The 13,777-nt window shown below is 56.7% G+C and carries 15 protein-coding genes; all 15 read right to left on the reverse strand.

Annotated elements, in window-relative coordinates; genetic code table 11:
* Positions 1-22 precede the first annotated feature (22 nt).
* A complete protein-coding gene (atpA, locus tag AC06G5_RS30180; RefSeq protein WP_111283167.1) occupies positions 23-1,567 on the reverse strand; it encodes a F0F1 ATP synthase subunit alpha in 1,545 nt (514 codons plus the stop codon).
* A 21-nt stretch (positions 1,568-1,588) separates the two neighbouring features.
* Positions 1,589-2,125 (reverse strand): F0F1 ATP synthase subunit delta, encoded by a 537-nt coding sequence (locus AC06G5_RS30185; RefSeq protein WP_008018367.1) that lies wholly within the window; start codon positions 2,123-2,125, stop codon positions 1,589-1,591.
* A gap of 12 nt (positions 2,126-2,137) precedes the next feature.
* Positions 2,138-2,608, reverse strand: a complete 471-nt coding sequence (locus AC06G5_RS30190; protein ID WP_007969903.1) for a F0F1 ATP synthase subunit B — start codon at positions 2,606-2,608, stop codon at positions 2,138-2,140.
* 58 nt (positions 2,609-2,666) lie between these two features.
* A complete protein-coding gene (gene atpE / locus AC06G5_RS30195; RefSeq protein ID WP_003097235.1) occupies positions 2,667-2,924 on the reverse strand; it encodes a F0F1 ATP synthase subunit C in 258 nt (85 codons plus the stop codon).
* A gap of 134 nt (positions 2,925-3,058) precedes the next feature.
* Positions 3,059-3,928, reverse strand: coding sequence for a F0F1 ATP synthase subunit A (gene atpB / locus AC06G5_RS30200; protein WP_008018368.1), 870 nt, complete (start codon positions 3,926-3,928; stop codon positions 3,059-3,061).
* Positions 3,929-3,944: 16 nt separating this feature from the next.
* Positions 3,945-4,352: a F0F1 ATP synthase subunit I gene (locus AC06G5_RS30205; protein ID WP_007985054.1), complete on the reverse strand. Its 408-nt coding sequence runs from the start codon at positions 4,350-4,352 to the stop codon at positions 3,945-3,947.
* Positions 4,353-4,500: 148 nt separating this feature from the next.
* The gene (locus AC06G5_RS30210; protein WP_057397318.1) at positions 4,501-5,373 is read right to left on the reverse strand and encodes a ParB/RepB/Spo0J family partition protein; all 873 of its coding nucleotides are present in this window, start codon (positions 5,371-5,373) and stop codon (positions 4,501-4,503) included.
* A 9-nt stretch (positions 5,374-5,382) separates the two neighbouring features.
* A complete protein-coding gene (locus tag AC06G5_RS30215) occupies positions 5,383-6,180 on the reverse strand; it encodes a ParA family protein (protein ID WP_007969897.1) in 798 nt (265 codons plus the stop codon).
* 18 nt (positions 6,181-6,198) lie between these two features.
* The gene (gene rsmG / locus AC06G5_RS30220) at positions 6,199-6,843 is read right to left on the reverse strand and encodes a 16S rRNA (guanine(527)-N(7))-methyltransferase RsmG (RefSeq protein WP_413703792.1); all 645 of its coding nucleotides are present in this window, start codon (positions 6,841-6,843) and stop codon (positions 6,199-6,201) included.
* On the reverse strand, positions 6,840-8,738 hold the full coding sequence (gene mnmG, locus AC06G5_RS30225; RefSeq protein ID WP_413422947.1) for a tRNA uridine-5-carboxymethylaminomethyl(34) synthesis enzyme MnmG: 1,899 nt from the start codon (positions 8,736-8,738) through the stop codon (positions 6,840-6,842). The genes rsmG and mnmG overlap by 4 nt, the downstream gene beginning before the upstream one ends.
* A gap of 550 nt (positions 8,739-9,288) precedes the next feature.
* The gene (mnmE, locus tag AC06G5_RS30230) at positions 9,289-10,659 is read right to left on the reverse strand and encodes a tRNA uridine-5-carboxymethylaminomethyl(34) synthesis GTPase MnmE (protein ID WP_480458763.1); all 1,371 of its coding nucleotides are present in this window, start codon (positions 10,657-10,659) and stop codon (positions 9,289-9,291) included.
* Positions 10,660-10,738: 79 nt separating this feature from the next.
* Entirely contained in the window at positions 10,739-12,418 is a 1,680-nt protein-coding gene (gene yidC, locus AC06G5_RS30235; protein WP_413422951.1) for a membrane protein insertase YidC, read from the reverse strand.
* A 2-nt stretch (positions 12,419-12,420) separates the two neighbouring features.
* Positions 12,421-12,666 (reverse strand): membrane protein insertion efficiency factor YidD, encoded by a 246-nt coding sequence (gene yidD / locus AC06G5_RS30240; protein WP_010207715.1) that lies wholly within the window; start codon positions 12,664-12,666, stop codon positions 12,421-12,423.
* Entirely contained in the window at positions 12,659-13,060 is a 402-nt protein-coding gene (rnpA, locus tag AC06G5_RS30245; protein ID WP_015097448.1) for a ribonuclease P protein component, read from the reverse strand. Before rnpA ends, yidD begins: the two co-directional genes overlap by 8 nt.
* Positions 13,061-13,076: 16 nt before the next feature.
* Entirely contained in the window at positions 13,077-13,211 is a 135-nt protein-coding gene (rpmH, locus tag AC06G5_RS30250; protein ID WP_003213577.1) for a 50S ribosomal protein L34, read from the reverse strand.
* Between the last annotated feature and the right edge of the window lie 566 nt (positions 13,212-13,777).

Raw genomic sequence — 13,777 nt, forward strand, 5'->3', positions numbered from 1 at the left:
GCCTTGCGACTCCCGCTGCGGCTTACCAGGTTTGGGTGGCCTTGAACTTCTCGATACCGGCTTTCAGGCCGCCATCGATTTCGTCATTGAAGTCACCCTTCACGTTGATCTTCGCCATCAATTCGGCGTGATCGCGGTTGAAGTAAGCAATCAGCGCTTGCTCGAAGCTGCCGACTTTGGTGATTTCAACGTCAGTCAGGAACCCACGCTCAGCGGCATACAGCGACAGCGACATGTCGGCGATCGACATTGGCGCGTATTGCTTCTGCTTCATCAGCTCGGTAACGCGCTGACCATGCTCAAGTTGCTTACGGGTCGCTTCGTCCAGGTCAGAAGCGAACTGGGCGAATGCCGCCAGTTCACGGTACTGAGCCAGAGCGGTACGGATACCACCGGACAGCTTCTTGATGATCTTGGTCTGAGCGGCACCACCCACACGGGATACCGAAACACCGGCGTTCACAGCAGGACGGATGCCCGAGTTGAACATGGCCGATTCCAGGAAGATCTGACCGTCGGTGATGGAAATCACGTTGGTCGGAACGAACGCGGAAACGTCGCCAGCCTGGGTTTCGATGATCGGCAGTGCGGTCAGGGAACCGGTTTTGCCGGTCACTGCGCCGTTGGTGAACTTCTCTACGTACTCTTCCGAAACGCGGGATGCGCGCTCCAGCAGGCGGGAGTGGAGATAGAACACGTCGCCTGGGTAAGCTTCACGGCCTGGTGGACGGCGCAGCAGCAGGGAGATCTGGCGGTAAGCCACTGCCTGCTTGGACAGATCGTCATAAACGATCAGCGCGTCTTCACCGCGGTCGCGGAAGAATTCACCCATGGTGCAACCGGCGTACGGTGCCAGGTATTGCAGCGCAGGAGATTCCGAAGCACTGGCAGCCACGATGATCGTGTTTTTCAGTGCGCCGTTTTCTTCCAGCTTGCGAACCACGTTGGCGATGGTCGATTGCTTCTGACCGATGGCTACGTAGACGCAGAAAATGCCGCTGTCTTTCTGGTTGATGATCGCGTCGATCGCCAGAGCGGTTTTACCGATCTGACGGTCACCGATGATCAGCTCACGCTGGCCACGGCCGACAGGGATCATGGCATCGACAGCCTTGTAGCCAGTCTGTACAGGCTGGTCTACCGACTTACGCCAGATCACGCCTGGAGCAACTTTCTCGACCGCGTCGGTCTGGGTGTTGTTCAGCGGACCTTTGCCGTCAACCGGGTTACCCAGTGCATCGACTACGCGACCCAGCAGTTCCTTACCAACCGGAACTTCCAGGATACGGCCGGTGCACTTGGCGCTCATGCCTTCAGCCAGAGACTGGTATGCGCCCAAAATAACGGCACCTACGGAGTCTTGCTCCAGGTTGAGGGCCATACCGTAGACGCCGCCCGGAAACTCGATCATCTCGCCGGACATAACGTCGGCCAGACCGTGAATCCGCACGATGCCGTCAGATACGCTGACGACAGTGCCTTCGTTACGGGCTTGGGAGGTCACATCGAGCTTGTCGATGCGGCCCTTGATAATTTCACTTATTTCGGAAGGATTGAGTTGCTGCATTGCTCTGCTGCCCCTTCAAACTCAAGATTTCAATGCTTCGGCAAGTTTCGCGATTTTGCCGCGAATCGAGCCATCGATAACCAGGTCGCCGGCGCGGATGACAACACCCCCAATAAGGGATGAATCTTCCTCGACTTGCAGGCGCACTTCCCGGTTGAGTCGTGCACTGAGAACCTTGGCGAGTTTGTCTTGCTGTTCTTGGTTCAATGCGAAAGCACTGGTCACTTCTACGTCTACCGATTTCTCTTGCTCGGCCTTGTACAGGTCGAACAGAGCGGCGATCTCCGGCAGAAGCAGGAGGCGCTCGTTTTCGGCAACAACGTGGATGAAATTCTGTGCCTTGGCATCGAACTTGTCGCCGCACACGTCAATGAACGTGGCGGCCTTTTCTGCGCTCGTCAGTCGCGGGGCCTTGAGCACGCTCTGCATGGTGTCGTCTTCCGACACCGCTGCAGCCAGGCCGAGCATGGCTGACCAATTGGCCAGTTGCTGGTGGGCCTGAGCGTGCTCGAAGGCCGCCTTAGCGTAAGGTCGGGCCAACGTGGTCAGTTCTGCCATGATCGCCCTCGCTTAGATTTCAGCAGCCAGTTGGTTAACCAGCTCTGCGTGCGCGTTTTGATCGATTGCCTTGCCCAGGATCTTCGAAGCACCGCCAACGGCCAGGCTACCCACTTGGGCGCGCAGCGCGTCTTTGACGCTGTTCAGTTCCTGTTCGATCTCGGCCTGAGCCTGAGCCTTCACACGGTCAGCTTCGACGCGAGCCTGTTCACGGGCTTCGTCGACAATCTGGGTACCGCGTTTCTTGGCTTGCTCGATGATTTCAGCTGCCTGAGCTTTCGCTTCGCGCAGTTGCTGACCCGCTTTCTCTTGGGCCAACTCCAGGTCGCGAGCTGCTCGGCTGGCAGCGTCCAGACCATCAGCGATCTTCTTTTGACGTTCGTGCAGTGCCGTGATGACCGGAGGCCATACGAACTTCATGCAGAACAGTACAAAAATCAGGAACGCAACGGACTGGCCAATCAGGGTCGCATTAATGTTCACGCCAACACCTCGCAGTTACGTTGTCCATCACACCAAATTACCCGGAAGATCCGAGTAATTAGCCAGCGATTTGACCAACGAACGGGTTCGCAAAGGTGAAGAACAGAGCGATACCAACACCGATCATGGTTACGGCGTCGAGCAGACCGGCAACGATGAACATTTTAACTTGCAGCATTGGAACCATTTCTGGCTGACGCGCTGCGCCTTCCAGGAACTTGCCGCCCAGCAGGCCGAAACCAATTGCGGTACCCAGTGCGCCCAGGCCGATCAACAGTGCAACAGCGATAGCGGTTAGACCAACTACAGTTTCCATCTTTCCTCCCGACTTTTACGTCGTATGGTTTAGGTTTTTTTAATTTAAAGCGGTAAAACAAATCGTTTCAGAGGCCCCGTTAAGAGCCCCCTCCCGTTTAACGGGGAGGGACATCAGACTAGTCGAAACTGGTCTTAATGGTTTTCTTCGTGTGCCATCGACAGGTAGACGATGGTCAGCATCATGAAGATGAACGCCTGCAGGGTGATGATCAGGATGTGGAACACAGCCCACGCCCACTGCAGAACAACGCCCAGGCCGCTGAGCCAGAGCAGACCGCTGCCGAACATCACAGCAATCAGAATGAAGACCAGCTCACCGGCATACATGTTGCCGAACAGACGCAGAGCCAGGGAGATCGGCTTGGCGATCAGGGTCACGAATTCCAGCAGGAAGTTCACCGGGATCAGCAGGGCTTGAACGAAGATGTTCTTGCTGCCGAACGGGTGCAGGGTCAGCTCGCCGATGAAGCCGCCGAGGCCCTTGATCTTGATGCTGTAGAAAATGATCAGCGCGAACACCGTGAAGGCCATGGCCAGGGTAGCGTTCGGGTCGGTGGTCGACACGGCGCGGAACGGGATGTGGTGGTCGCCGGAGATCAGGATGGCCAGCTGAGGAATCCAGTCGACCGGTACCAGGTCGACGGCGTTCATCAGGAACACCCAGACGAAGATGGTCAGTGCCAGCGGTGCAATCACCGGGCTACGGCCATGGAAGCTGTCTTTCACGCTGCCATCGACGAATTCGACCAAAACTTCAACGAAGTTCTGCAAAGCACCTGGCTGACCGGAAGTCGCTTTCTTGGCCGCCATGCGGAAAAGAAGAACGAAGATCAGACCCAATGCGATCGACCAGCCGAGAGTATCGACGTGGAAAGCCCAGAAGCCCATTTCCTTGGCTTCTGCTGCGGTGTGGGCAAAGCCCCAGCCGCCGGTAGGGTGCTGACCGAAGGTCAGGTTCTGCAAGTGGTGCTGGATATAGCCCGAAGCGGTTGTTTCTGCCATGGTTGCCTCAAACGCCCTAAGGTCTCGAAAGTCTTGTTCTCATCAGCAGGGGAGCGAACCAGCTGACCAGTTGGGTCAGCACGAAGACGCCGAATACAGCTAGCGGCGCCAATGGCTTCACACCTGCGAACGTCAATGCAAAAAGCACCGCCGTCAAAATCAGTTTGCCCGCCTCGCCGGCATAAAATGACCGGACGATGGCTTGAGCTGCCCGGGCGCCGGAAAACCGAAATGCCCTGTGAGCGAAATAAACATTGGGAAGCAAGGCTATCAGGCCTCCGCAAAGTCCCGAGTACCCGGCAACGACTCCATACCGTTGCCAGAGCGCCAAAGCGGCAATGAGCAGAACGACAAATTGAGCCATTAACACCGGAAAAACTGCCAGGCGATGGAATGGCAAGCGGTTTGGCGTGCGGGTTTCCATCACTTTTACTCTCCAATGGCCGGCTGCCGAAATTCAATAACTTGGCATAATTTGTGCCGACAAAATGCGCGCAGAGTATAGGGGCGGTTCGGCCCCTATTCAACTGTCAGGTAGTGATTTCCGATTGCGCGCTACATGAGGAAATGTTTCAGCGAATATGTGCGAGTACACCTTGTAGTTCATCCAGGGAGTTATATCCAATCACTAACTGCCCTTTACCCTTCTTACCGTGGCGAATCTGCACCGCAGAGCCTAGGCGCTCGGCCAGGCGCTGTTCGAGACGGGCGATATCCGGGTCTGGTTTTGCCGGTTCGACAGGCTCCGGTTTGCCACTCAACCACTGGCGGACGAGTGCCTCGGTTTGGCGCACGGTCAGCCCGCGTGCGACAACATGTCGCGCCCCTTCAACCTGTTGATTGTCCGGCAAACCGAGCAAAGCACGGGCATGACCCATTTCCAGGTCGCCGTGGGACAACATGGTCTTGATGACTTCCGGCAAGGAAATCAGGCGCAGCAGGTTGGCCACGGTCACCCGGGACTTGCCCACGGCTTCTGCAACCTGTTGCTGGGTCAGCTGGAATTCCTGCTGCAAGCGCTGCAGGGCTACCGCTTCTTCAATCGGATTCAGGTCTTCGCGCTGGATGTTCTCGATCAGGGCGATGGCGATCGCGGTTTCATCGGGTACGTCGCGCACCATCGCCGGGATGGTTTCCTTCCCGGCTTGCTGGCTGGCGCGCCAGCGGCGTTCACCGGCAATGATTTCAAAACGGCCGCTGCCGATCGGGCGAACCACGATGGGCTGCATGACGCCCTGGGCCTTGATCGACTGCGCCAGCTCCTCGAGCGCCTGTGGGTCCATGTCACGTCGCGGCTGGTATTTGCCGCGCTGGAGCAGATCCAGGGGAAGGTGTTGCAGCTCACGCTGATCGGCTTGCGCCGCTTGTTCTTCCAGCGAGCTGACAGTCGGACCACTCAACAGAGCATCCAGTCCACGTCCGAGACCTCGTTTCTTGACGGCCATGGGGATTCCTTAAGTTGCCTGAGCTGCGGCGATGCGTGAGTTTTTTCGTTGACGACGAACCATTTCGCCCGCCAATGCCAGATAGGCAACGGCGCCTCGCGATGCTTTGTCGTACGCCAGCGCCGGCATGCCGTAGCTTGGTGCTTCGGCCAGACGGATGTTGCGCGGAATGACGGTGTCGTAGAGCTGCTCGCCGAAGTGTTCCTTGAGCTGCGCCGAGACATCGTTCATCAGGCTCAGGCGCGGGTCGTACATCGTACGCAACAGGCCTTCGACCTTGAGGTTCGGGTTCAGCAGTTCAGCGATACGCTTGATGTTATCCACAAGGTCGCTCAAGCCTTCGAGTGCGAAGTACTCGCACTGCATGGGGATAATTACCCCGTCGGCGGCAACCAGTGCATTGAGGGTCAGCATCGACAGCGACGGCGGGCAGTCGATCAGGATGTAATCGTAGTTTTCCCGGATCGGCGCCAGCGCGCTGCGCAGACGGCTTTCCTTCATCTGCATTTCCAGCAGCACCACTTCGGCCGCGGTGAGGTCGCGGTTGGCCGGCAACAACTGGTAACCACCGTGTTCAGAGAAGTGCATGGCCTGGGCCAGATCACATTCGCCGATCAGCAGGTCGTAGACCGAGTTTTCCAGGCCATGTTTATCCACACCGCTACCCATGGTGGCGTTGCCCTGTGGATCAAGGTCGATCAACAGCACCCGGCGCTTGGTCGCGACCAGGGATGCTGCGAGGTTGATGCAGGTGGTGGTTTTACCCACGCCACCCTTTTGGTTCGCTATCGCGAATACCTTAGCCATTCTTGCTTGTGTTCCCAATCATGCCGTGCGGCGCAGTATCAGCAGATGGCGTTGGCCTTGGCAACCAGGTACGGCCAGGGCGTGTTCGCTATCGAGGTGGAAGTCTGCCGGCAATGCTACCAGCTCATCGGCCGGATGAACGCCCTTCATTGCCAGCCAGCGTGTTTCGTTATCGCCGAGGTGGCGAGTCCAGTTGCTGAAGTTTTCCATGCTGCTGAACGCACGGGAAATGATCCCGTTGAATGGCTGGGCAGGCTGGAACGCTTCGACGCGACTGTGGATAACTTGCAGGTTATCCAGTTTGAGTTCGAGTTTGACCTGAGTCAGAAAGCGGGTTTTCTTGCCGTTGCTATCCAGGCATGTCACCTGGGAATCTGGAAACAGGATGGCCAGCGGGATGCCAGGCATGCCGCCGCCGCTGCCGACGTCGAGCCAGCGTCCGTTTTCGATGAATGACATCACGCTCAGACTGTCGAGCAGATGACGGGACACCATTTCGTCCGGATCACGCACGGCGGTGAGGTTGTAAGCCTTGTTCCATTTGATCAACAGGGCCAGATAACCCAGCAATTGCGCGTGCTGGGCTTCTGTCAGCGTGACGCCAAGCTGGCGGGCACCTGTGGATAACTCTTCTGCATGTTGCGAAGTGACCAACGAACTCAAGCGCTTTGCTCCAACTGACGGCCCGCGCCGCGTTTTTTCAAATGAATCATCAACAGCGAAATGGCTGCCGGCGTTACGCCCGGGATACGCGAGGCCTGGCCCAAAGTCTCTGGACGGGTCGCACCGAGCTTGCTCTGGATCTCTTTGGAGAGACCGGAAATATTCGTGTAATCGATATCCACAGGCAGTTTGGTGTCCTCGCTGGCTCGCAAGCGGGCGATTTCGTCCTGTTGACGATCGATGTAACCGGCGTACTTGGTCTTGATCTCGACCTGCTCGGCAACCTGTGGATCTTCTGCCCCGCCACCGGTCACTTCGATCAGACCAGCGTAGTCGATTTCCGGACGGCTCAAGAGATTGAGCAGGTTGTATTCGTGAGTCAGCGGCGTACCGAATTTTTCGGAGATGGCATCGCCTTGTTCTGTACCTGGGCGAACCCAGGTGCTTTTCAGACGCTGCTCTTCCAGTTCGATGCTTTCGCGTTTTTTGCAGAAAGCCGCCCAGCGCACGTCATCCACCAGGCCCAGTTCGCGGCCTTTTTCGGTCAGGCGCAGGTCGGCGTTGTCTTCACGCAGGATCAGACGGTATTCGGCACGGGACGTGAACATCCGGTACGGCTCTTGGGTACCGAGGGTAATCAGGTCGTCGACCAATACGCCGATGTAGGCCTCGTCGCGACGCGGGCACCAGGCTTCTTTGCCCTGTGCACGCAGTGCAGCGTTGGTTCCGGCCAGCAGACCCTGGGCACCGGCTTCTTCGTAACCGGTGGTGCCGTTGATTTGCCCGGCGAAGAACAGGCCGCCGATGACTTTGGTTTCCAGACTGTACTTCAGGTCACGCGGGTCGAAGTAGTCGTACTCGATGGCGTAGCCCGGTCGCACGATGTGTGCGTTTTCCATGCCGCGAATCGATTGCACGATCTGCAGTTGCACGTCGAACGGCAGGGATGTGGATATCCCGTTCGGATACAGCTCGTTTGTCGTCAGGCCTTCCGGTTCGATGAAGACCTGGTGGCTTTGCTTGTCGGCAAAGCGATGGATCTTGTCTTCGATTGACGGGCAGTAACGCGGGCCGATGCCTTCGATCTCACCGGCAGCGGAATACATCGGCGAACGGTCGAGGTTCGCGGCGATGATTTCGTGGGTGCGCGCATTCGTGTGGGTAATCCAGCAACTGACCTGCTGTGGATGCTGTTCCTTGTTGCCCATGAACGACATCACCGGGATCGGCGTATCGCCCGGTTGTTCGGTCATCACCGAGAAATCCACAGACCGGCTGTCGATACGCGGCGGAGTACCGGTTTTCAAACGACCCACACGCAATGGCAGCTCACGCAGACGGTGAGCCAGAGCTATCGATGGTGGATCACCGGCGCGACCGCCAGAAAAATTCTGCAAACCGATGTGGATAAGTCCACCGAGGAACGTGCCGGTGGTCAACACCACCGAATCCGCGAGGAACCGCAGGCCCATTTGGGTGACAACACCACGGACTTGTTCCTGCTCGACGATCAGATCGTCTGCAGCCTGTTGAAATATCCACAGGTTCGGCTGGTTTTCCAGGATTTCGCGGACAGCGGCCTTGTACAGAACCCGGTCTGCCTGTGCGCGGGTTGCTCGCACAGCGGGGCCTTTACGGCTGTTCAACACGCGAAACTGGATACCGCCTTTATCGGTAGCGATGGCCATCGCGCCACCGAGGGCGTCGATTTCCTTGACCAGGTGGCTTTTGCCGATCCCGCCAATGGCCGGGTTGCAACTCATGGCACCGAGGGTTTCCACGTTATGCGTCAGCAACAGGGTTTTAACCCCCATACGTGCTGAGGCCAGTGCTGCCTCGGTACCGGCATGACCGCCGCCGATGACGATCACTTCAAAACGGGAAGGGAAATCCACCACGCACCTCGTGCCTGCTTAAGTAGGTAATTCAGGAATAGTTTGAGCTCAGGTTTTCGGACCTGGTCGACAAGTATAGGGACTTCGCCCTTCCTAAAGAACCCTTTGCACAAAATTTAACCAGCTGTGGAAAAGTCGGAGTTATAGAAATTAAAAAGAGAGAAATTTATTAAATCTTTGTTTTTATGTTTATTTCTATGCACATGCCTTTCTGTGGATAGATTAACACAGCCCTTTATTTTCAATGTGTACAGAGATTCAAAACCCTGTGTTCATGTGCCAATGAGGCCCTTGGATAACCGGTGTAAGCCTGTGGATGAAAGGGGCTGTTATCCACAGAGGCGGTTATGTTCAGTTTTCGGGCCCTGTTATCAACTGACCTTAGCGGTGGTTATTCACAGGGCTTAATCCACAGAAAAGCCCCGTTTGCGCGAAATTCAGGTGCAGGAATTCCGCTCAGGCAGACAAAGTCCGCCCAGCACTGGAAGGTTTATTCAGAAAAGGAGGGAGCAGACAGGCGCGAATGGCCTGTCTGTGAACAACTGGAGGGCTACTTGCCGATGCAGAAGCTGGAGAAAATCCGCCCCAACAGATCGTCAGAGCTGAAGGCGCCGGTGATTTCTCCCAGGGATTGCTGAGCCTGGCGCAAATCCTCGGCCAACAATTCGCCAGCACCAGCCAGGGTCAATTGGGCGCGACCATGTTCGAGAGCGGCACTGGCATGACCTAGCGCCTCCAAGTGTCGCCGGCGAGCACTGAAACTGCTTTCGGACGTTTGTTCGTAGCCCATGCAGGCCTTCAGGTGATCGCGCAGCAGCTCCAGGCCGACACCACCGGACTTGGCGCTCAGGCTGATGGTGACGTGGCTATCGTCGCTGACCTCCAGGGCAATGGCTTCGCCCGTAAGGTCGGCCTTATTGCGGATCAGGGTCACTTTCGCGGGATCTGGACGGATTTCGAGAAATTCCGGCCAGAGTGCGAACGGATCGAGGGCTTCCGGTGCCGTGGCGTCGACCACCAGCAGCACCCGATCCGCTTCGCCGATGGCTTTCAAGGCTCGCTCGACGCCGATTTTTTCCACATGGTCATCGGTATCGCGCAGACCGGCGGTATCCACCACGTGCAGCGGCATGCCATCGATGTGGATATGTTCCCGAAGCACATCCCGGGTGGTGCCGGCGATTTCGGTCACGATCGCCGCCTCACGCCCGGCCAGTGCATTGAGCAGGCTGGATTTACCGGCATTCGGACGACCGGCAATGACCACGGTCATACCGTCTCGCAGCAAGGCGCCCTGCCCGGCTTCGCGCATGACGGTGGATAACTCGTCGCGCACTTTGTCGAGCATGCTCAGGACGTGGCCATCGGCGAGGAAGTCGATTTCCTCTTCCGGGAAGTCGATGGCCGCTTCGACATAGATTCGAAGGCCGATCAGTTGCTCGGTGAGGTTATGCACACGTGATGAAAAAGCCCCCTGCAGGGAGCGCAATGCGTTTCGCGCAGCCTGGGTGGAACTGGCTTCAATCAGGTCGGCAATCGCCTCGGCCTGAGCAAGGTCCAGTTTGTCATTGAGGAAGGCGCGCTCACTGAATTCCCCCGGTCGGGCGAGACGGCAACCCAGTTCCAGGCAGCGCTTGAGCAACATATCCAGAACGATCGGGCCGCCATGACCCTGGAGTTCCAGCACATCTTCGCCGGTGAACGAGTTTGGCCCAGGAAAATACAGTGCGATGCCCTGATCCAGCACCTCGTCGTTTTCACTGAGAAACGGGCCATAGTGGGCAAATCGCGGCTTGAGCTCGCGACCACTGAAGGCCTTGGCTGCAACGCTGGCCAACGGCCCGGAAATACGCACGATGCCTACACCACCGCGACCTTGAGCGGTGGCGACGGCGGCGATGGTTTCACGAGGAACGCTCATAAACCGGTATCCAGACAAAAGTGACAGATAGCAAAACGCCCCACTAGGGGGCGTTTTGAGTGGTTATCCACAGTGTAAATCAGGCAGCTGCTTTGGTAGCCGCTTCGATCTTACGAGTGATGTACCACTGTTGGGCGATCGACAGGCAGTTGTTCACTACCCAGTACAGCACCAGACCCGCCGGGAACCACAGGAAGAAGAAGGTGAAGATGATTGGCATCAGCTTCATTACCTTGGCCTGCATCGGATCCGGTGGAGTCGGGTTCAACTGCTGCTGGATGAACATGGTTGCACCCATGATGATCGGCAGAATGAAGAACGGATCCTTGATCGACAGGTCGGTAATCCACAGCATGAACGGCGCCTGACGCATCTCGACGCTTTCCAGCAGAACCCAGTACAGCGAGAGGAAAACCGGCATCTGCACGAGGATTGGCAAGCAACCACCCAGCGGATTGATCTTCTCTTTCTTGTACAGCTCCATCATGGCTTGCGACATTTTCTGCCGGTCATCGCCATGTTGCTCTTTCAGCGCAGCCAGTTTCGGTGCCACTGCACGCATGCGCGCCATGGATTTGTAGCTGGCAGCCGACAGCGGGAAGAAGATCCCTTTGATCAGCATGGTCAGGAAGATGATCGACCAGCCCCAGTTACCCACAATGGCGTGGATGTGTTGCAGCAACCAGAAGATCGGTTGGGCGATAAACCACAGAATGCCGTAGTCGACCGTCAGTTCCAGACCTGGGGATAACTGTTTCAGCACGGCCTGGCTTTTCGGACCGGCGTACAGAACAGCGCTGGTCTCGGCCTTGGCACCTGGCGCAACACTCATCGATGGGCCGGTGTAGCCGATGATGTAGTTGCCTTTGCTGTCTTTACGGGTCTGGACGACGTTGTTTTCGCCCTTGGCCGGAATCCATGCGGTCACGAAGTAGTGCTGCAACCAGGCAACCCAACCGCCGGTGACGGTTTCTTTGAGCGGTGCCTTGTCCATGTCCTTCATGGACACTTTCTTGTACGGCTCCGAACTTGTCCACAGGGCAGCGCCCAGGTAAGTCGCGGTGCCGGTAGCCGTGGTCGACGAAGGATCGGCGCTGGAGTCACGCTTCAACTGGGCGAACATCGCACCAGTCCAGGGCTGGGCGCTCTGGTTGTCGATCAGGTAGGAAACGGTTACGTCGTACAGGCCGCGTTTCAGGGTGAAACGCTTGATGTAGTTGACGCCGTCCTTGCTGAACTTCAGGTCCACGACCAATTGGTCCTGACCGTCAGCCAGTTGAAAAACCTTCTTCTCCGCGGAGTAAACCGGGCGACCGGCCGGACTGGCATCCGGACCGTTGCTGCCGATCAGGCCACTTTGCGCCAGATAAGTACGTTCGCCGCCGTTATCGAACAGCTGGAACGGAATTTCCGGGTGATCCTGACGACGCGGATACAGCGGCAGGGTCAGTTGGGCAACATCGCCACCTTGTGGGTCGATAGCCAGGTCCAGTACATCCGTTTTGATCTGGATGAGGTCCTTGCTCACAGCTACCGGCGTTTCGGCAGGTGCGCTGGTGTCGCTTGCAGCACGTGGAATGTCGTCACTGGCGGAAGCGTTGGAGCCAGAAGCCGTATCCGGCAGGCCCGATGCAGTCGTATTGGTGGCAACATTCTGAGTCGGCAGGGCAGCCTGGCCATAGTCCTGGTTCCATTTAAGAACCATAACGTAGGACACGATTGCCAGGGCGACGATCAGGATCGTGCGTTTGATATCCATGATTACTCGGCCATCGAAGAAGAACGGGAGGTAGGGATAGGTGGAACCGGGTCATAACCACCGGGATTCCACGGATGACAGCGACCTAAACGACGAAAGGTCAGCCAGCCACCGCGAAGAAGGCCATGATTTTCGATGGCTTCTAACGCGTAGCAGGAACAACTGGGGTAGAAACGACAGTGACTGGCCATCAGAGGACTAATGGCATAGCGATAAAACTGGATCGGAACGAGTGCCAGTTTACGCATCTGGACTGTCTACCCCTACAGTTTCGGTTTTGACTGCTGGTACCGGCGAACTGCGAGCCAGACGTTTCCAGAGTTTGCCGAAATGCTGAATCAATTCGGGGTTTTCTACGTCACCCAAACCTTTGCGCGCGACGATAACGATGTCCCAACCGACCAGTGAATCCTGGTTCAGGCGAAACGATTCGCGCATCAGACGTTTGAGGCGATTGCGCTCGACGGAGAGCTTTACGCTCTTTTTCCCGATAACCAACCCGAGACGGGGGTGATCAAGATCGTTGTTGCGCGCAAGGAGCAGGAGATTTTTCCCCGGAACCTTGCCGGTAGGGGAGTCAAAGACTGCCTTGAAATGCCGGGGGGTAAGCAGACGCTTTTCCCGACTGAAGTCCTGACTCACCTCCAGTGCCGGCTTATCAAACTGCCAGACGCGCACGACCTTTGGCGCGACGACGCGACAGGACTGCGCGGCCGTTCTTGGTAGCCATGCGAGCACGGAAACCGTGGGTACGAGCGCGTTTGATAGTGCTTGGTTGGAAAGTACGTTTCATTGTCGTGTTACCTGGTTCGTCCACAACGGGCCGGAATGGCCCCCGTTTTAAGAGACCGGGGATTCTAGAGAAAGCAAGCCTTCAGGTCAATTTCCAACCAGCGTTTCCTTATAAATAGATCTCCAGACGTTTTGCGCTGAACGAACCGTCGGCAAATATAAAAATAAGAAAGGAAAGTATTTAAAGCTTTTCTGTAAAGCTTATAAAAGCTAGGCTCGCGCCCTTCTGTGGATAAGTCGATTCAGGCCATGTTTTACCTACTGTACAGAGAATGACAACTACAGTGGAAAACGGTGTTCAGCCTGTGCTGCGCTGTCGGATAACCTGTGTGTGGAAGGCTGGTTTATCCACAGGCTGGTTATCCACCGAGTTTCGCCCCCACTTGTGCAATGACTTTAACCCCGGTTATCCACAGAGCTTATGCACAGACCACTGGTCGTCTTTTTTGCGTATAACACGGCGATTCTTCTTGGCCGATGAACCACCTACGTGTGGATAAGTCGGCGTCTGGTCGCTACAATGGCCGCTTGTTTTTGCCTCACCGGCTTTCAACTTAGGGGATATCC

It is taken from the genome of Pseudomonas sp. WT-JTC, assembly GCF_056711565.1.

Excerpts from the sequence above, each read along its gene's own strand:
- AC06G5_RS30210 (WP_057397318.1), bottom strand. The coding sequence starts at position 5,373 with ATGGCCGTCAAGAAACGAGGTCTCGGACGTGGACTGGATGCTCTGTTG.
- AC06G5_RS30215 (WP_007969897.1), bottom strand. The coding sequence starts at position 6,180 with ATGGCTAAGGTATTCGCGATAGCGAACCAAAAGGGTGGCGTGGGTAAA.
- atpE (WP_003097235.1), bottom strand. The coding sequence starts at position 2,924 with ATGGAAACTGTAGTTGGTCTAACCGCTATCGCTGTTGCACTGTTGATC.
- yidD (WP_010207715.1), bottom strand. The coding sequence starts at position 12,666 with ATGCGTAAACTGGCACTCGTTCCGATCCAGTTTTATCGCTATGCCATT.
- yidC (WP_413422951.1), bottom strand. The coding sequence starts at position 12,418 with ATGGATATCAAACGCACGATCCTGATCGTCGCCCTGGCAATCGTGTCC.
- AC06G5_RS30205 (WP_007985054.1), bottom strand. The coding sequence starts at position 4,352 with ATGGAAACCCGCACGCCAAACCGCTTGCCATTCCATCGCCTGGCAGTT.
- rpmH (WP_003213577.1), bottom strand. The coding sequence starts at position 13,211 with ATGAAACGTACTTTCCAACCAAGCACTATCAAACGCGCTCGTACCCAC.
- mnmE (WP_480458763.1), bottom strand. The coding sequence starts at position 10,659 with ATGAGCGTTCCTCGTGAAACCATCGCCGCCGTCGCCACCGCTCAAGGT.
- atpB (WP_008018368.1), bottom strand. The coding sequence starts at position 3,928 with ATGGCAGAAACAACCGCTTCGGGCTATATCCAGCACCACTTGCAGAAC.
- atpA (WP_111283167.1), bottom strand. The coding sequence starts at position 1,567 with ATGCAGCAACTCAATCCTTCCGAAATAAGTGAAATTATCAAGGGCCGC.
- AC06G5_RS30185 (WP_008018367.1), bottom strand. The coding sequence starts at position 2,125 with ATGGCAGAACTGACCACGTTGGCCCGACCTTACGCTAAGGCGGCCTTC.